Genomic DNA, 18,555 nt, shown 5'->3' on the forward strand with positions numbered 1-18,555 from the left:
ATAATCATAATTATGTAGCATAAAAAATGATAGATACTTCCCAAAAGCTTTGCTGATTAAGTAGAATTTACGATAATATATCCTTCAATATCTGCTCACCATCTAGCGTAGCATACTCTTTCTTTGCAATAACTTTTACAGGTATTTTGGGAAATTTATTTCTGATTTCCTTTTCTGTATAGCGAAGTTCTGGACATAATAAAATATTATCGGCCTCTTTGCCCTTTTCATCAATCTTTGAAATGCTAAATGCTTCCACTACTACATTTATCTTTTGAATTTTTGCTAGATTATTCATTTTTGTCACCAATAAACCTGTATACAATTCATAATCTGACATCATTCCGGTAATGCCAAAAATCAAGATCTTTTTGTGTTCTGTTAAAGTTGGTTCATTCTTCATTTTGTATTCATTTTTCATACTTTTTCTTCCTTCTTTTTTCGAAAAGAGAGAATCAAAAAAAGAGCGCTTCGTATTTCCTAAAATCTTATCCGTTGAAATTTGGAAATATTGACTGAGCTTTACCAGCGTATCTAGATCAGGATAACTTTTATTTCGTTCCCATTTTGAAACCGCCTGAGGTGTGACGTTTAGAAACTCTGCTAATTCCTTTTGAGTCATTTTTTTGGCTTCTCTCAATTCTTTTATTTTGTTTCCTATCTCCACCACAAGCATAACCTCCTAAATTAGATTTGAGCAAACAGCTATTCGTTGAATCACCGATATCAGCTCTCAACTTTTGGTTGAATTTACAAACATAGTATTCTATACGCTTATTATAGCAATAAAATTTTTAAAAAGATCATTCCTACTATTTTAAATAATAGCCTTTTTCCACTTCCAATAGTAACCGCTTGCATTTATAATACAAGTAGCGTTAAAAATATGAACATACTTCATTAGGAGGCAACAACTATGGCAACTATCGATATCCCGACAATGCGGATTCAAATGCGTGAAAATGATGAAAAACGTGATGCCGGTTTGACCGAACCAGATACTCTGGAAATATTCAAGGACTTGTCTTACGGACCTTATGGCATTGAAAATACATTTGACCTCTATTATCCCAAAGGTACCGACAAGTGTCTTCCAACGATCATCAATATTCATGGTGGCGGGTTCTTTTATGGAGACAAAGAGCTTTATCGTTTTTATACGATGTATTTAGCAACACAAGGATTTACTGTGGTGAACTTCAATTACCGTTTAGCCCCAAAGCATCAATATCCAGCCCCATTAGAAGATACGAATGCTTTGATGAATTGGTTGATTAAACACGGGAAAGAGTATCATATTGATCTAGATCAACTATTTTTAATCGGTGACAGCGCTGGCGGTCAATTAGTCGAACAATATGCCACGATGACTAGTAATTTGACTTATGCGCAGACGTTTCCGTTTAAGCTTGCGACAGTCCATTTTAAAGCCGTTGCTATGAATTGCGGTGCCTATTTTATTGGTCAAAGTGGTGCTATCAATCAAGAATTCCCATTTTATTTTGGCGAAACAGTGACGCCGACGCTTAAAAGTCAATTTCCGGTTGAAAATTACATCACTGCTGAATTCCCACCAGCTTTTGTTGCGACCGCAACTCAAGATTTTCTAAAAGATATTGCTCCGCCGTTAGCAGATTTGTTGAAAGAAAAAGGAATTGAATCCGAGTATCATCTTTACAGCAATCCAGATAATTCTGATCTTGGTCATGTTTTTCACCTCAATCAAAAAACGGACATTGCTAAAAAGTGCAATGATGAAGAGATTGCCTTTTTCAAACGTTTTCTTTAAGATGATAGTAAATGCTATTTTTAGGTAATCGGGAGGATTGAAGGATGGACTATTTAAGTATTGATATTGGTGGAACTTACATCAAATTTGGCTTGATTGATCGGGCTGGCAACTTTATCCAAACATGGCGGCAACCAACCCCAAAAACTTTGGAAACGTTCAAAGAAATGATCATTTCAGAGTTAAACACACAAAAAGGGCACATCAAAGGGATTGCCATGAGCTGTCCTGGGAGAGTCGATTCAAGTACAGGCTACATCCACACAGGTGGTGCCTTATTATTTCTCTATGATTTTCCGATGAAAGATTGGATTGCTAGCCTTACTGATTTACCCTTTGCCGTGATAAATGATGGAAAAGCAGCAGCTTTAGCTGAGTGGTGGATCGGTAATCTTAAAGGTATTGAAAACGGGGCTGCAGTTGTTTTAGGAACTGGCATCGGTGGTGGGTTGATTTTGGATAATCATTTGCATCAAGGTCCTAATTTCCAAGCTGGCGAACTAAGCTTTCTGATTCGTCAATCTCCGAACCCAAAACAACCACAAATTTTTGGTTTTTATGGCTCAGCTGTAAAATTCATGAACGAAGCTACGACTCTTCTAAACGTTTCAAAAGACGATCATGAAGCTGTTTTTAGAACAATATCTGAACGATCATCAGTCGATTTGACTGCTTTATTTGAAAATTACTGCCGTGATATTGCGATTCTTTTGATTGATATGCAAGTCTTATTGGATCTAGAAAAAATCGTGATTGGCGGTGGAATCAGTGCGCAAGATCACTTAATTGAAATGATTCAAATACAATATTCCAATATTAGACAAGAAGAAATAATGCTGGGACAAACATTTGCACCACTTGCTATTGAAGCTTGTGCTTTCCGTAATTCTTCTAATTTATTAGGAGCTTTATATCAATTATTTGTTGAGCTTGATGATACAAATATTGAATAAAAAAACTAAATAACCTAAGGTATAACTCTGTAAGTTATGCCTCAGGTTATTTAACTATCAAACGGAAATTATGACTAATCTTCTACTCTTAATCCCGATAATAAACCTCATCTAAAAACAATCCTTGTGCTGGCACAGTCATTCCAGCATCACTTCTGACTTTACGTTCAAATACTTCATCGATAGCTTCTAATTTCATTGTTCCAGAGCCGATTTCTAAGAGTGTTCCCATAAGGATCCTAATCATTTTATGCAAGAAGCCATCTCCAACAAAAGTAAAATGGATAAGGTTCCCCTCTTTTTGAATCGATATTTCATTGATTGTCCGAGTAGTAGATTTTTTCGTCTTTTTAAGAGAAGAAAAACCAATAAAATCATGGGTTCCCGTCAGTTTACGACAAGCCTTATTCATTAACTCAAAATCAAGTTTTTCAGAATAATGGAAACTATAATTTCGCTCAAAGGCCGAAGGAATCAGATCGTTCCAGATATAATAACTATATTTTTTCCCTTTGGCATTATATCGAGCATGAAATCTTTCCGGTACTTCTTCTGCTTTTTTTACAACGATATCTTGTGGAAGATAACGATTTAGAAATTCGATCATCTCTGATAAGTCCATTTTGCTATCCGTTTTGAAATTAGCAATCTGGCCTCTTGCATGTGTGCCAGCATCCGTTCGTCCAGAACCAATGATTTCAATTTTTGAACGCGTCATTTGTGTTAAGATATTTTCAATTTTCCCTTGAATCGTTTTATCTGAATCACCCAATCGTTGCCATCCTGAGTATCTGGTTCCTTCATACTCAATTGTTAGTTTAATATTTCTCATATCATTCTCCTCGTATAACACATTTATGTGCGTTCATTGATAGCTCTGTTGAAAACACCCCGCTTAGACAGGTGTTTCAATTAAATTTATATCGTTTTATCCTTCCTAGTATACTCTAGGATGAAGCATTTTAAAAATCCTTTCGCAAACCTTCCTTTTTTTAGCCGTTCTATTGACACAACATTGATACTGATCTATATTAAACATAGGCAACCATCTATATAAAGGAGGGGTACGCATGAATTACGAAAGATTATCTTTGGTCCTAAAAGCTATGGCTGATCCAAATAGAATGAAAATAATTGATCTTCTTTCTTTCAGCAGTATGTGTGCATGCGATGTTTTAAAGCACTTTGACTTTACTCAGCCCACTCTTTCTCATCATATGAAAGTATTGGAAACAGCAGGGATCGTTTCGGTCAATAAGCAAAAGCAATGGCACTACTACACGTTAAAAGAAGAGTTCGTAAGAGAATTCATGGACTCCATGGCGCAATTACTTTCGGATAGCGGTACAGATTGCCTTTGCCAAAATAAGGATAAACCAATAAATCAGACCAACTAAGGAGATCGTTAGTAAATGACTTATGCACTTGAGATAACAGACTTAAAAAAAGTATACGCAACGGGCGTTGAGGCACTAAAAGGAATCAATTTAATCGTAGAAGAAGGCGATTTTTATGCCTTATTAGGCCCCAATGGTGCTGGAAAATCAACGACAATCGGCATCATCACATCCCTTGTCAACAAAACTTCTGGGAAAGTAAATGTTTTTGGCTACGATCTTGATAAAGATTTAGTTCTCGCAAAACAACAAATTGGATTAGTTCCACAAGAATTCAACTTTAATCCATTTGAAACAGTTGAACAAATCGTTGTCAACCAAGCTGGATACTATGGCGTTTCAAGAAAAGAAGCCTTAAAACGGAGTGAAAAATACTTAAAGCAATCCAATCTATGGGAGAAACGCAATGTACGTGCACGGATGCTTTCCGGTGGGATGAAACGCAGGTTAATGATTGCCCGCGCCTTGATGCACGAGCCAAAACTGCTCATCTTAGATGAACCTACAGCCGGTGTGGATATTGAATTAAGACGGGAAATGTGGGATTTTTTGAGAGAGTTGAACGAAAACGGAACAACGATCATCCTAACAACCCATTATCTTGAAGAAGCAGAAATGCTCTGCCGCAATATTGGGATCATTCAGTCAGGGGAACTGATTGAAAATACCAGCATGAAAACTCTTCTAGCTAAACTACAGTTTGAAACATTTATTTTTGATTTAGAGGATTTTGATAAGAAACCTGAAATTATAGGATATACACATAGTTTTGAAGATAAGCGGACACTTGTTGTCGAAGTTGAACGTGATCAAGGAATCAACGAATTATTTGACCAGCTTACTAAACAAGGGATTAAAGTTCTTTCCCTTCGTAACAAATCGAATCGATTAGAAGAACTGTTCCTAAAAATTACTGAAGAAAAACGTCAAGTGGGGGAAAAAAATGTTTAAGCTATATTTCACGGCCTTAAGAAGCCTTGCAGTAAAAGAAACTAACCGCTATTTGCGGATTTGGGTTCAAACCTTGGTACCACCTGTTATTACCACATCATTATATTTTGTGATATTCGGAAACCTGATTGGTGGACGAATCGGTCAAATGGACGGATTCTCCTATATGGAATTTATCGTGCCTGGACTAATCATGATGTCGGTCATCACTAGTTCTTATGCTAATGTCTCTTCCTCGTTCTTTTCACAAAAATTCCAAAAGAATATTGAAGAGTTACTAGTTGCCCCAGTGCCTACACATATCATTATCTGGGGATTTGTCATTGGAGGACTTGGTAGAAGTGTTCTAGTCGGCACATTAGTCACTATTATTTCTTTATTTTTTGTACCACTTCACGTTTTTTCATGGTCCATTGTTATTATTACCCTTCTTATGACTGCTATTTTATTTTCATTGGCAGGTTTGCTAAACGGGATTTTTGCACAATCTTTTGACGATGTATCAATTGTACCGACGTTCGTTTTACAGCCATTAACTTATCTTGGCGGAGTATTTTATGCGATTTCAATGTTGCCGCCGATCTGGCAAGCTATTTCAAAAATCAATCCGATCGTATATATGATTTCAGGATTTAGATATGGTTTTCTTGGTACGATCGATGTGCCAATCATGCTGTCTATGATTATTCTGATACTTTTTATCGCAGTACTTTATACTGTTTGCTGGTATCTGATTGATAGAGGACGCGGCTTGAGAAGTTGATTCTGATTGATATGCGTATTTTTGAATAATATTGGAATATAATGAAGCACATCTATAAAAAAATATAGACGTGCTTCATTATTTATCTCTTTATTTAGAAATGATTGTCATTTCTTTGCTTAAATCTGAATCGAACTTATCCGTAATCAAAACAACTTCATTTAAATCAAAAGATTTCACTGCAGATGTCTTATGAAATTTAGAACTATCACATAATAAAAATGCTTTTTTGGCATGTTCTATTACAGTCTTTTTTTTGATTGCTTCAACTAAGTTAGGCGTTGTTACACCGAATTTTAAATCAATACCATTTGCACCTAGAAATGCCTTATCAAAAACATATTTTTTTATGTTCGCTTCAGCTAGCGGACCGCTTAGTGATGAAATTGTCGGATCATACGTTCCACCTAAAATCGTGATTTCCGCCTCAAATTCACCTGTCAATCTAAGAACATCTGTATTGGTAGTAATGATTCGTATCTTCTTTTTAAGTAGTTCCTTTAACAATACCGTACATGTTGAACCTGAATCTAAGTAAACCGTTTCTCCATCAACAACTTCACGGGCAGCAAGTTCCGCTATATAGAGTTTTTCTTTGGTTTGCAAACTAGCTTTCATTGACATCGGAAGCTCTGACACACTTGAAGAAATCTTAACAGCTCCTCCTGACAAAGTCTGTACCTTATTTAAACCTTCTAATTCTTTTAAATCACGTCTAAGAGTAGAAATCGATACTTCCGGTATTAACTTTTGTAATTCCTCGATTCTGATCAACTCTCTACTTTCTAGAATCTCAATAATTTTCTCTTGTCTAATGTATGGAATCATAAGAAACTCCTTTCATTTTTTCATTACTAATACGTTCAAGAAGAATACCCATTCTTAAAATACCATAAATCTGGATAAATAGTAACGAAATCAACGAATTTGAAAGAAGTTATTTTTAGTTTTTAAGATAATGTTTCTTCTTTATCTGTAAACATATACGCTAAAACGGCTGACGTAGCGAGTGATATAGCAAGCCCGATCATTGCTTGAATAAAGTTTGAGGCATTATCTGTCACAAAAGCTGGAAAAGTTGTCACACTACCAAAAACAAAGGCATTTGTCACGACTTTCATCAGTCCTAAATACGCACCACCTACAGCTCCACCAATGATTTGTGCTAAAAATAATTTTTTATTTTCCACTAATAATCCAAATAGAGTCGGTTCAATAATTGCTGAAAGAGCGATTGTTACTAAGCCAGTTACTGCAAAACTACGCAATTTTTTATTTCTTGCTTTAAAATACACACCGATCGTCGTACCAATAACGGCGAAGTTACAAGCAAAGGTAAACGGGACAATATAATCAAAGCCATAAGTCGAAACATTATTGATCATGATTGGATTAACTGCCCAGTGAATCCCTAAACTTACCAGAACACTCCAACCGCCACCAATCAATATTCCTGTCAAAATACTGCTACGTTCGATCAACCAATTTACAACTTGCGCAACAGCTTCCCCGCTATAAACACCGATCGGACCGATCACAATAATGGTCAACGGAATCATCACTGCTAAAGAAATTAAAGGAACTACAACTAATTTCAATGTCTCAGGAACTTTTCTATCTAAAAACTTATAAAGATAAGAAAAAGCCCAGATCGAAAGAATAATTGGAACAACCGTCGAATTATAATTCATCAAAACTACAGGTATTTTCAAAAAGCTAGTCGTTGCGCCATTCCCAGTATCTCCCATCAAGGCAATAAATTCTGGATTTAATAAAGCTACACCGATCAAAGCAGATAGATAAGGACTCGCTCCAAATCTTCTAGCAGAAGTAAACGCTAACAATACGGGTAAAAAATAAAAGACACTCATTGAGGCAACATTTAAAATACTGTATGTTCCACTAGTTTCTGATAAAAGACCCGTTTGTACGGCTAAAATCAGTAACCCTCGTAAAATCCCTGAACCAGCTAATGCAGGTAATAATGGCGCAAAAATAGCTGAAATCGCTGAAAAGATATTGCTGATAATAGTGCCAGAGTGTTCTCCACTATTATTCACTTGAACATTTCCATCTTCACCGGTAACTAATGCTTCAAATTCATCATATAATTTCGGAACTTCTGTACCAATCAAGATTTGATATTGTCCTGCTTTATTGACAATATTGACCACACCATCGATTTCTTTCACGGCCTCATCATTTGCCTTAGAAGGATCTTTCAGAGTTAATCTCAATCGTGTAGCACAATGGGTCATATTCGCCACATTATCAGGACCGCCAACATTTTCTAAAATTTCTTTTGCTGCTAATTTGAAATCCATCGTCATCCACTCCCCATATTCTTTTTATTGTTGAAACACAGTATTAGAAATCTTAAGCTAAGATTTCTAATACTAAATCACTGACTTTCACTGCACTATTTTGTTTAACCACATCTGCAATATAGTCCATCCCTAATCGATCGATTATTGAGTCGATCTTTTTGATCATGTTGATATTTCTTTCGCACTCTTCTACAGGATCCTCAATGATCGGGAATGTATCAAAATAAAATGCATGCTCGTAATTGTGTAACTTTGTATAGTAGATAAATTCGATTGTCTTGATCAACGTACTTGTACCGATCATCAATCCATCATCATTTAGCCCATAACCATCATTTAAATGAACCCCAAACAACTTTTTCCGACTGCCTAAAATACTTGCCCCATAAGCTGGATTTTCATGTTTCATTAACATATGGCAATAGTCTAAGGTAATTCCTAGATTATCGCGACCCACTTCATGAACCATCGATAATGCTACCCCAAAACTATCTAGAAAAGCATAAGCTCTTGGTTGGAAAGGTTTATACTCAATACTGATTTTAAGGTCCGGCGCATAATCTGTGATTTCGATCATACACGCTTTGATCTGGTTCCAAACTTTTTCATAGTCGATTTGAAATGAGTAATCAAAACCATCAAAACCTAACCAGATCGTAACGACTTCTCCACCTACGTCACGACAATAATCGCATGCTTCTTTGCATAATTGTACTGCGTTTTTTGAAATATTCTGATCAGCATTTCCTAATTCTCCATTGATGAATTCACTTCTGAAACGTAGTGCCACACCATTTGCTTGTAACTTGTTTTTTTGTAAAACCTCTTTCATCTTTTCAGCTGAAATATTTTCCACATGTTCTGGATAATTAAAGTCCACATGAGTAAGTCCAAGACGACTAAATTCTTGTAAGACTTCTTCTACATCATTATTGAACTTCGGTAAAAATGAATTGATTCTTGTTGCTAACTTCATTTTTGTTCCTCCTCTTCTTTTCTACACCCCCATAATAGCATCTCTTTTTTTCATTATCAACCATTATTTTTCATTTTATTCCATTTTTATCCAAAATTATTCAAAAGTAGCTAAAATTCGACCCGATTAATTCTCCATCTGACGAATCATCTCTACTCTTTTAGCATGTCTTCCACCCTCAAATGTTGCATCCAGCCATTCTTTTACAATCATTTTAGCTAGTTCACTGCCAACAACGCGAGAACCAAATGCCAAGATATTGGTATTATTATGTTCTTTAGAAAGCTTAGCTGAATAAGGTTCACTACAAACCACCGCTCGGATTCCCTTTACTTTATTAGCAGAAATCGAGATACCAACTCCTGTTCCGCAAATCAAAATTCCTCCATCAAAATTTCCTGAAGCGACCTCTTCTGCTACTTTCTTACCATATTGAGGATAATCCGTTCGCTCTGATGAGTCTGCGCCAAAATCTTCGATCTCATGTCCTAACTCTTTTATATAGTCGATAATGATTGGTTTTAACTCAAAGCCAACATGATCGCTGCCAATTGCTAATTTCATAAAATGATTCCTCCTATTTTTTAAATGCTAGAATAGATCCAATCGACCGATTGTCTTAGACTCTTAATTTCATAAGTATTTCTTTGTATGTGCCTGTTTTTCCAAATAAAGCCGATGTTCCTAATACGAAGCCCGTCACACCTACTTTGCTCAGTTGCTCAACTTTCTCTGGAGAAATTGCCCCATCGACCATCACTTCAAACTTATACTCTTTTGATAATGCTACTAACTTTTCTATCTTTGGATCTGTATACTCCAAATATTTTTGACCCGCAAATCCTGGATTGACCGTCATTACCATCACATAATCTACTAATGGCAGCAACCCTTGAATCATTTCAACTGATGTACCTGGATTAATTGCAATTCCTGCTTTTTTTCCTTTTTGCCGAATCATATCCAATGTTCGGGCTGGCTGTTGATCTGCTTCTGGATGAATATAGATAATATCTGCCCCAAGATCTGCAAATTTCTCCACATACTTACTTGGTTCTTGAATCATTAAATGAACATCGACTAATTTATCCGTAACAGAACGGACTAATTCAAAATCTTGTAGACCCATGCCAAAGTTCGGCACAAAACGACCATCCATAAAATCCATATGAAAAATATCGATTCCAGCTTGATCAAGCTCTTGCGTAGCCTTTTTTAGATTAGAAAAATCAGCACACATCATGGATGGGCATAATAATTTAGTCATATCGATTCCCTCCTTCTTGAGATATCGATTACCCAAATCCTAAAAAAAATAATTGAGTAATCGTTTACCTTTATTTACGGATAATATATCACCAATATTTTGACCTGTCAACCATAATTTACCTTAAAAATTTGTATTCAGTTGTTTTTTATGCGAAAATACTAGTAAATATCAAAGAAAAAAGAGAACGATTACTCAAGAGGAAACTATCTATGAAAAACTATTCGATCAAAGACATCGCTGAAATAGCTGGTGTTTCCGTGGCAACTGTTTCTAGAGTCATCAATGATAATGGGCGCTTTTCTGAAGAAACAAGAAAAAAAGTGCTGAAGGTCATTGAAGAAACAGGCTACAAAATGAATTACAGTGCTAAAAACTTACGAATGAATAAATCATTCACAATTGGCATATTGGTGCCGGATATCAGTAACTATTTCTTTTCTGATGTGGTGCAACAATTAGAAGAAATTTTATTTGCTAAGGGCTATTCAACCATCATCTGCAATACTTCTAGAAGTTCAGAAAAAGAGCTGGCTTATTTACGTATTTTAGAAGGAAAAGGCGTCGATGGGTTGATCGTAATCTCAGGAGCTGAGGCGTTTCAATTTGATTCATCTAGTGCTGAAAAGAAAATCCCTTATATCTGTATCGATCGGGAGCCGAAAAAGAAGGAAGACACTGTTTTTATCTCCTCCAATCATTATCAAGGAGCGTTTGAAAGTGCAGAAGAATTGATTCGCGAAGGCTGTCAACATCCTGTTATTGCGATGCATAATCAAAAATCGACCAGTGCCAAAGAACGGTTGAAAGGATTTAAAGATGCTTTAAAGAAAAATAGTATCTCCTTCAATCCAAAACAGCATTTACTTTCTATTGATATTGAAAGTGAAGATTTTGAGCATGATCTCCTGAATTTTCTCAAAAAAAATCCGGAGACAGATGGTATTTTTTCAATCAATGATTTAATTGCTTTAGAATTAATGCTTCGCTTGAAAAAAAATCATATTGCGGTACCACAAAAAATAAAATTGATTGGCTTTGATGATACTCCATCGGGGAAATACACCACTCCTACCCTGTCATCGGTGAAACAAAATACGGATTTAATCGCCAATCATGCAGTGGAAACATTGCTAGAGTTGATCAATAATAAAGGGGAGCTAGGTAGACAAATCGTTGTGCCTGTCTCACTCGTTTTAAGAGAATCGAGTACACCCTAATCAAAAAAGTTGAAGACGGAAAATCTGTACTAAGATTTTCTGTCTTCAACTTTTTGTTCAGGTCGTTAAGAACTTTTTTTAGTTGCTTTACGGCGCATCGACTAAACTCATTTCAATGCCGCCTGTATACGTTCCTTTTTTCACATCTGGCGGTGTTTTGATAAAGATTCCTTTATCATCTGTCCCCCATTTGATTGGGAAAAGGACTTTGCTTGCAGTTGCTTTACCTGTACTTAGATTCACAGTCGCATCTGTGGTAAAAGGTGTTTCATTTCCTTTATCATCACGATAAATAATTCCATCTTTGATTGTTGCGTTTGTGGAATTATCTTTTAATTCTGAGGTAAGTGAGCCAACTAATTTCCAACTTGTATTACTTCCGCGATAGTCTTCTACACTAAAGTCTACAACCTTATTCAGCTTAGAATAAGAACCTTTTGAACCAATCTTCGCTTGGTCAAAATCTAACGTGGCCGGTGGCATATCTTTAAATGCTAAATAACCACGGACGTCTAAGGTAAATTGAGCCACTTCAGATTGATTGCCTTCTGTATCTTTCGCGTAAACTTTCACGCTATGGTCTCCTAGATCCAGCAATTGGGCACCTGGAATTTCGTAGGTAAAATCGATTGGTTGATTAAGCTCTGTATTTACCTGTTTCTCCCAGATTGTCGTTGGTGATCCATCATCAACAGTGACAAAAAGTGACATGTCTTCACTGTCTTCATCTGACACGGTTCCGCTAAAGGAATAAGGCATTCCTTTACTGCTAACAACTCTAGTACCCGCTTCTGGAATAGTGACTACAGGAGGTACAGCCTTAACTTTTACATTGATCTTTTTCGTAAATGTAATATCACCGTCGTTTGTAGTTAATGTTATCGGATAAGTCCCTACTTTAGAGTCGACAACAGGGTCTTCTTTTATTGTCACAGGAATATCCGTGTTTAAATTCAAGTTCGTTCCTTTGGCTTCGGAATCTTTCAGAATTTTTTCTTTAAACGCCTCAGGATCTTTGTTCAGTCTTTTGATTTCTCCCTGACTATACTCCACATCATTCGCTTCAATGCCTAGTTCATAATCCCATTTGATTCTTGAGGTTACCGTATTTGACAATTGACTCCCATCCAAATCCGTTGTTTGGGTAATTGGCTCAACTGGTATGTCCAAATACCCATCTTTATAGAAGCTAAAGTAATCCTTTGTTGTATCTAGGCTATAGTTCAACGTGATTTCATAATTTTTCCCATAAAATGCATCTGGACTCATGAAGCTTGGTTTTATCTGTAGCTTATTACCTGATAAAGTAAAATTACTACTTATATCACTTCCATCTAAAGCATTGGCTGCACTAAAGGATGTTACTTTGTAAAAGTCATTTTCTGGTATTATATACTCAAAACTTCCATATTTACTAAAGTTAGGCATTCGATCAGGAATTTCTTGGTTGATCGTAACTGAAAATGACGTTTTATGCTTAGAACCATCTTCTTCAAGTGAACCAGTTAGTGAATGAGGCGGCGTTTTGATTCTCGCCACTGGATCGGTAGCATAGATCAGCCCTGAAGAATATTCCTCTCGGTAGTTTCCATTAGTAAATATTTTATACGTACTAGCGGTAAATGTGTCAGTCACATAACGATTAGGATCTTTTTGCCCATCTGCAGTTGTTCCCTCTGTGATATATGTTTTCGTTGCGGTTTCTAGCGCCGTATCATAGTTTATTAATGCTTTATCAGTAACAAACAAGCCATCTCCCTGACTAACATCATAAATAGCTTTATTATTAACACCACCAATATATTTACTAAACAAGCCTTTGATAACAAGCGGTTCCCCTGTTGCATTATCAAAATAAGAATAGGTAACCGTTGTAATAGCTTTAATATTCGTCCTAATATTTTTTATAGACTGAAGTGAGCCAAAATTATATGCCATTTGTACACCAAGATGACTGTAGCCAACCATACAAGTAAAATTATCTTCTAGGCTCATCATAAGGTCCACTGTTTTCCCCTGATATTCACCAACATTAGCAAAATAAGCTCCTTCTCCGTTTTGAAGATAAAAATAATTAGGATCAGCACCAGTCCATGTTGCCTTCTGGTGTTTAAACTCTTCTAATTTTGCTTTAGTCTTTTTATTCACTCTATAATATTTAGTCTTTCTATTGGGTCTCGCAGAAAAATAATATCCCTCGGGAATGGTATCAGTTTCGCTCAATTGGTTGAACTTACTATTTCCCAAAATACTATTCATCGCAAACAGACTTGGTCCACTCATCGTAGTAGGGGTTGACGTACTTTTCGGCTGCACAGTAGCAGGGCCTTGTATTTTTTCCTCCGCTGCGATTTTACTCGTAAATACAGCAGAATAAACAGCTAGTCCCATGAGTAATGTAAGTCCACTTAACAAAAAGATTCTTTTCTTTTTCATTTTCCTCTCACCTCCTCTTTGCTTTATCTCCAAATCATTGGGGTCTTTTTTTAGTTTTCTTTTCATTGGCTAGACGATCCCTTTTTTGTTTTTGTTTCTTTTTACGCAATCTTTTTTGACGTTCGGCTTCTTTCTTTTTCTTCTTATGACGATAGATAAAGAATGCTACTACCACAAGGAGTGCCAGAACACCTCCGCCGATCATCAGCCCGATTTTCAGCCAGTCCGTCGGCTCTTCGACTAAATCTACCGCTTCTTTGTTAAGCTTTTTCGTATCTTCTGGTGATATGTCAAAATCTTGTTCAAATTTCCACGCTTCTGTTTTATCCTTTGCGCTCAGGCGTAGGGTATACTTGCCTGCTTTTAACGGTTGATTATCCATCATGATCGGGAAGTAGAAGTTTGAATTCGGCGCCATCGACATGTCTTTTTTCGTTGTTTCGTATAAGACTTCTGTACTGCCTTTTTTGCTGATTTTCGCTTCTACCTCCAAATCATTGATGATTGTGGCTTGCGTATTTTGTAGATTTGCTGAAATAGCCGTGCGATAGTTTTGAAGCGTTGGTTTGACATCATTTAACTGAAGTACAGGTTTTACAGCCTGCTCATTTTCCCGTAATTGAATCCCAATAACATAAGAATAACGATTTTTGATTTGAACACTTTCACTATCTTTTTCTTCTTTTTCTGTCGCTTCCTTGGTGACGTAAAATCCACCCAAAATCGTCCCATCAAAAGGCGTTTCCGGCATTTGTAGGGTAAAAACAACATCTTTGGTTTCTTGTGGTTCTAGTGTGACTTTTTGCTTGTCAGAAATGATATCCGTAATTGGTGTTTTTAATGATGCATCTGGTTTTGCTTTTTCTTGGTTGTAATCAATCACACCATTTTGATTGGTTACAGCAATATTAGGCGTTATGATGATTGTTACTTTTTCTTTGGAACTGTTGCTGATAGTTAATGACACATCTTGCTTCTGTCCTGGTGTCATTTTTAAATCAAAATACGTTTTACTCTTATCTATTTGATTCTCTGGAATATTTGCTTTAACTGAATAGGCCATTGTATCAGCAGATGCTGAATGGCTGAAAAAGAAACATCCAACTATTAAAGCTACTAGAGCCGTTACCTTGTACTTCATATTAATTTATGCCTCCATTACTTTATTAAATAGTTACGATCAACCCTACATACCCATGACCTACTTCATTTTTCTATCGCTTTACTGGTTGGACTAAATTATTTAGGGAATAGTACTAAAATCAACCCCTTATTTTGGTGCGTCTGCTAATTCCCAACTAATTGTTGCTTGGTATTCTGTATTGGCATCTGCTGAACCAGCTAACACTTTCAACTGAACATTCTCATTTTTTTCACCTGTTGCACTCCAAACATTTAACCATGTACCACGGCCTTCACCAGCTTTAGCATTTAATACAAGTTTTGCGTCTGTATTAGAAAAGACAACGTCAGAAGCGGTTGGTGCTGTTGATACTGAATTGTCGCTTGTTGCTTTTACTTGTCCAGCTTTAAAAGATAGTTCTGCACCTTTTAGGGTTTTTGTTTTATCTTCATTTTGGAATGGTGTTGCTGTTGCAGAGACATGCCAACCAGCGCCTGTTCCTCTTGTATCCGTTACTTGGATGAACGGATCTTTATTGACTGCTGAATAAACCATATCTTTACCTGCAATTTTTTGCTCGCCAAATTTAATATTTGATGCATAGTCAATAGATAACGGTCCTTGGTTGCCTGTCCCTTGGTTATCTGGATCGGTAATATCGATCGGTGATGGCACGATTGGGTTTGTTGGATCTGTTGGATCAACCGGCGTTGTTATTTCGCCTTCTCCAGATTTGAAGTTGACTGTATTCTTTGAATCTACAGCTTTGATTCCTGTTTCTTCTGCAAACATTGCTTGTGGTGCATATAAAACCGCCCCTGTAATTAATGCGACTGTTAATAATTCTGTTGTTTTTTTCATTTTTAATTTCTCCTCTTATTAAATTATTTTGGTGCGTCTTGTAATGACCAGTTGATTGTTGCTTCATAAGCTGCAACATAAGCATCAGATGGTACGGACAATTCTACTTTTTGGCCATTGCCTTCAAATAAATCAGACCATGAACCCATTCCGTTGTCTTTTGTTGCACTAAAAACAGTTCCAGCAGTGCTATTCAATGTGATTTCACTTGCAACTGCTGCTTTTGAACTATCCGAAGCAGATGTATTAACTTTACCTGCTGGGATTTTAACGCTTCCTTTTAATGTTTTTGTTTTATCGGCATTTTCAAATTCAGTGATGCTTGCTAAAAGGGTCCAACCAGCACCTGTACCACGTTTGTCTGTTACTTGAATACCTAACTGTTTTCCTTCTGGTACTTCGGCATCTTTTTTAAGTGTTCCTAATTTGATTTTGCCAAACTGAAATGATGATGCAGCATCGATTACTAATGGTCCTTTATTCCCAGTTGGAGGATCAATTGGGTCGATGATTTCATTTGTATCATCCCCTGCTATGATTTCAACATTCGCTTTTGATGCAGCTGTACTTGCTTGTTCTGCAAATGCTGGTGTTGCTATTGCTGTTGCGCTTACCATAAGTGCTAGACATGCGGTTGTTTTAATTGCTTTCATTCTTTTTTCCTACTCTCTCTATTATTTAGGTGCGTCAGCTAGTGACCAAGTGATTTCTGCAGTGTATGTATCTGCATAGTTTCCTGTTGGAACTTTTAATTGAACTTTTTCGCCTAAGCCTTCAAATTCATTCGCCCATGTTCCCATACCACTCTCTTTTGCTGCTGAAAAGACGGTTTCTGCTTTTTCGTTTAATGTCAGTGCTTGCGCTACTGCTGGTTTTGAATCGTCTATGCTGTTTGTGCTAACTTTTCCTGTTGGGATCGTTACTTCAGCCCCTTTTAGGATTCTTGTTTTATCTGCATTTTCAAAGGCGCTGATTTTAGCTGTTAAATTCCAGCCTGCACCTGTACCACGAACGTCGGTTACTTGCGCACCTAAAACTTCTCCATCTGATAGTACAGCATCATATGTGCTTGTGATTTTATCGATTTTTTTTGTACCAAAGTCAAAATTTGAAACAGCATCGATCGTTAAGTTTCCTTTTTGATTGGTTGGTGGTTTGATTGGTACGATTGGATCTACTGGTCCGTTATCGTCACTACCTGGTTCTAAAACAAATTGTGCTTTTCTTGATACATCTTTATTTACAGCCGCTGGTTCTTCTGGCGCTACTGTTTCTTCCTCTGCTGCATAAGTTGTCATTCCTAATAATGCTGTTGAAAAAAGTGTCGCTGCTACTACTGTTAATTTTAGTGTTTTCATTTTTCATTTCTCCCTGTCTATGTTATTATTTTGGTGCATCTAATAGTGACCAAGTCAATGTTGCTTGGTAGTCACCTTTTAAGTTCCCGGCAGGAACTTTTAGTTTTACTTGTGACGCATCGAATTCGTCTGTCCAAGTTCCTAAACCTGTTTTTTCTTTTGCAGAAAAGAGCGTTTGTGCACTCTCTACGCTACCTGCAATCACTACTTCTTTGGTTTCAGGAGGAAGTGCGATATTGCCTTCACTTTTACCAACTGTCCCGGCAGGTAATGTGACTTCTGCTCCTTTTAAAATCTTTGTCTTTTCTTCTTTGTCTGCAAACTCAGACATACGAACTTGTAAATTCCAGCCTTGGCCCTCACCACGTCTGTCAGATACTTGAACGTTAGGAGTAGTTGTTATTGTTTCAAAAATCGCTTCGCCACCATCGATTTTGTGTTCACCGAATAGTAATGGACTTACATTATCAATCGTCAATGCACCTGTATTCCCTGTTTCACCACTAGGGACAGAAGGTTGGATCGGTGGAACTGTTCCTTCAGTATTTGAATCAAGTTTCAAAGAGCCATATGAAGTAGCTCCTTTGCCATCTTCTGTACCTTGAATCCCTTCTGCTGCTGTTGCACTAGCCATGCTTGGTGCAAGAAGTCCCATACCACCGCATAAAATCAAACCTGCAATTACTTTTTCTTTTGTTTTCACTTTTTTTCCTCCTTTTCTACTATAGATAATTATCACTAAGGCAATTAATAACAATCCTCCTATACATAAGTAAAGATTCGTGCTACTTTCACCTGTTTTCGGGAATATATTATCTTTTAGCGATTTGCTTATCGAGTTATCATTTCCTCCAGTAGTTGGAGAAATTTTGCTCCCATTTGTTTCAGAAGTCTTTGTTTCTTTGTCGCCTTCTATAAATTTGATCCCTACTTGACTGTTTGCTTGACTTTCAACAGCATGCGCTTGTTGAAATGGGACAAGGCCCATAAAAAGTATCAAAAATACAAACAATCTACTCTTTTTCATTTTTTCACCTCCCTTTTCAAATAAAACTGAAAATTTTATGAATTATTTTTCATTTCATTCTCAGTCGGTGGACGAAAACTATTATAGCTTTAATTTCCAATCATTTA

The 18,555-nt window shown here is 36.7% G+C and carries 19 protein-coding genes; 6 read left to right on the top strand and 13 right to left on the bottom strand.

From position 1 onward, the window contains the following. Positions 1-67 precede the first annotated feature (67 nt). A complete protein-coding gene (locus BCR21_RS14480; RefSeq protein WP_069647172.1) occupies positions 68-670 on the bottom strand; it encodes a helix-turn-helix domain-containing protein in 603 nt (200 codons plus the stop codon). A 246-nt stretch (positions 671-916) separates the two neighbouring features. On the opposite strand from BCR21_RS14480, the gene BCR21_RS14485 reads away from it, so the two are divergent. Both BCR21_RS14485 and BCR21_RS14490 read left to right on the top strand, forming a co-directional pair. Continuing rightward, positions 917-1,789, top strand: a complete 873-nt coding sequence (locus BCR21_RS14485; protein WP_069647173.1) for an alpha/beta hydrolase — start codon at positions 917-919, stop codon at positions 1,787-1,789. Positions 1,790-1,833: 44 nt separating this feature from the next. Continuing rightward, on the top strand, positions 1,834-2,742 hold the full coding sequence (locus BCR21_RS14490; RefSeq protein ID WP_069647174.1) for an ROK family protein: 909 nt from the start codon (positions 1,834-1,836) through the stop codon (positions 2,740-2,742). Positions 2,743-2,830: 88 nt separating this feature from the next. Here BCR21_RS14490 and truA read toward each other — a convergent pair whose 3' ends face one another. After that, positions 2,831-3,574, bottom strand: coding sequence for a tRNA pseudouridine(38-40) synthase TruA (truA, locus tag BCR21_RS14495; protein WP_069647175.1), 744 nt, complete (start codon positions 3,572-3,574; stop codon positions 2,831-2,833). 238 nt (positions 3,575-3,812) lie between these two features. Here truA and BCR21_RS14500 point away from each other — a divergent pair, with 238 nt between their 5' ends. From BCR21_RS14500 to BCR21_RS14510, 3 genes are read left to right on the top strand one after another with little or no spacing between them, the layout of a single operon-like run. Continuing rightward, on the top strand, positions 3,813-4,139 hold the full coding sequence (locus tag BCR21_RS14500; RefSeq protein WP_069647176.1) for an ArsR/SmtB family transcription factor: 327 nt from the start codon (positions 3,813-3,815) through the stop codon (positions 4,137-4,139). A 15-nt stretch (positions 4,140-4,154) separates the two neighbouring features. Then, a complete protein-coding gene (locus tag BCR21_RS14505) occupies positions 4,155-5,090 on the top strand; it encodes an ABC transporter ATP-binding protein (protein WP_069647177.1) in 936 nt (311 codons plus the stop codon). Next, positions 5,083-5,853, top strand: coding sequence for an ABC transporter permease (locus BCR21_RS14510; RefSeq protein ID WP_069647178.1), 771 nt, complete (start codon positions 5,083-5,085; stop codon positions 5,851-5,853). The genes BCR21_RS14505 and BCR21_RS14510 overlap by 8 nt, the downstream gene beginning before the upstream one ends. A gap of 90 nt (positions 5,854-5,943) precedes the next feature. Here BCR21_RS14510 and BCR21_RS14515 read toward each other — a convergent pair whose 3' ends face one another. From BCR21_RS14515 to rpe, 5 genes are all read right to left on the bottom strand, one after another. After that, complete coding sequence (locus tag BCR21_RS14515; RefSeq protein ID WP_069647179.1) at positions 5,944-6,681, bottom strand: DeoR/GlpR family DNA-binding transcription regulator; 738 nt, start codon at positions 6,679-6,681, stop codon at positions 5,944-5,946. Between the two features lie 122 nt (positions 6,682-6,803). After that, complete coding sequence (locus tag BCR21_RS14520; protein WP_069647180.1) at positions 6,804-8,177, bottom strand: PTS transporter subunit EIIC; 1,374 nt, start codon at positions 8,175-8,177, stop codon at positions 6,804-6,806. Positions 8,178-8,229: 52 nt separating this feature from the next. Continuing rightward, the gene (locus BCR21_RS14525) at positions 8,230-9,156 is read right to left on the bottom strand and encodes a sugar phosphate isomerase/epimerase family protein (protein ID WP_069647181.1); all 927 of its coding nucleotides are present in this window, start codon (positions 9,154-9,156) and stop codon (positions 8,230-8,232) included. Positions 9,157-9,282: 126 nt separating this feature from the next. Continuing rightward, on the bottom strand, positions 9,283-9,720 hold the full coding sequence (rpiB, locus tag BCR21_RS14530) for a ribose 5-phosphate isomerase B (protein WP_069647182.1): 438 nt from the start codon (positions 9,718-9,720) through the stop codon (positions 9,283-9,285). 55 nt (positions 9,721-9,775) lie between these two features. Beyond that, positions 9,776-10,423, bottom strand: a complete 648-nt coding sequence (rpe, locus tag BCR21_RS14535) for a ribulose-phosphate 3-epimerase (protein WP_069647183.1) — start codon at positions 10,421-10,423, stop codon at positions 9,776-9,778. 212 nt (positions 10,424-10,635) lie between these two features. Between rpe and BCR21_RS14540 the strand changes: the two genes are divergently transcribed. Further along, a complete protein-coding gene (locus BCR21_RS14540; protein WP_069647184.1) occupies positions 10,636-11,643 on the top strand; it encodes a LacI family DNA-binding transcriptional regulator in 1,008 nt (335 codons plus the stop codon). Between the two features lie 87 nt (positions 11,644-11,730). On the opposite strand, the gene BCR21_RS14545 is transcribed toward BCR21_RS14540, so the two are convergent. The 6 genes from BCR21_RS14545 to BCR21_RS16720 form a co-directional block, all read right to left on the bottom strand. Then, a complete protein-coding gene (locus tag BCR21_RS14545; protein WP_069647185.1) occupies positions 11,731-14,079 on the bottom strand; it encodes a hypothetical protein in 2,349 nt (782 codons plus the stop codon). A gap of 34 nt (positions 14,080-14,113) precedes the next feature. After that, complete coding sequence (locus tag BCR21_RS14550) at positions 14,114-15,220, bottom strand: WxLIP family cell surface protein (RefSeq protein WP_069647186.1); 1,107 nt, start codon at positions 15,218-15,220, stop codon at positions 14,114-14,116. A 129-nt stretch (positions 15,221-15,349) separates the two neighbouring features. Continuing rightward, positions 15,350-16,063, bottom strand: coding sequence for a WxL domain-containing protein (locus tag BCR21_RS14555; RefSeq protein WP_069647187.1), 714 nt, complete (start codon positions 16,061-16,063; stop codon positions 15,350-15,352). A 23-nt stretch (positions 16,064-16,086) separates the two neighbouring features. Further along, a complete protein-coding gene (locus BCR21_RS14560) occupies positions 16,087-16,716 on the bottom strand; it encodes a WxL domain-containing protein (RefSeq protein WP_069647188.1) in 630 nt (209 codons plus the stop codon). 21 nt (positions 16,717-16,737) lie between these two features. Further along, complete coding sequence (locus tag BCR21_RS14565; RefSeq protein WP_069647189.1) at positions 16,738-17,421, bottom strand: WxL domain-containing protein; 684 nt, start codon at positions 17,419-17,421, stop codon at positions 16,738-16,740. Between the two features lie 25 nt (positions 17,422-17,446). Then, positions 17,447-18,448 (bottom strand): WxL domain-containing protein, encoded by a 1,002-nt coding sequence (locus BCR21_RS16720; protein WP_084013335.1) that lies wholly within the window; start codon positions 18,446-18,448, stop codon positions 17,447-17,449. Between the last annotated feature and the right edge of the window lie 107 nt (positions 18,449-18,555).

The sequence above is a fragment of the Enterococcus ureasiticus genome (assembly GCF_001730285.1).
GTDB lineage: Bacteria > Bacillota > Bacilli > Lactobacillales > Enterococcaceae > Enterococcus_L > Enterococcus_L ureasiticus.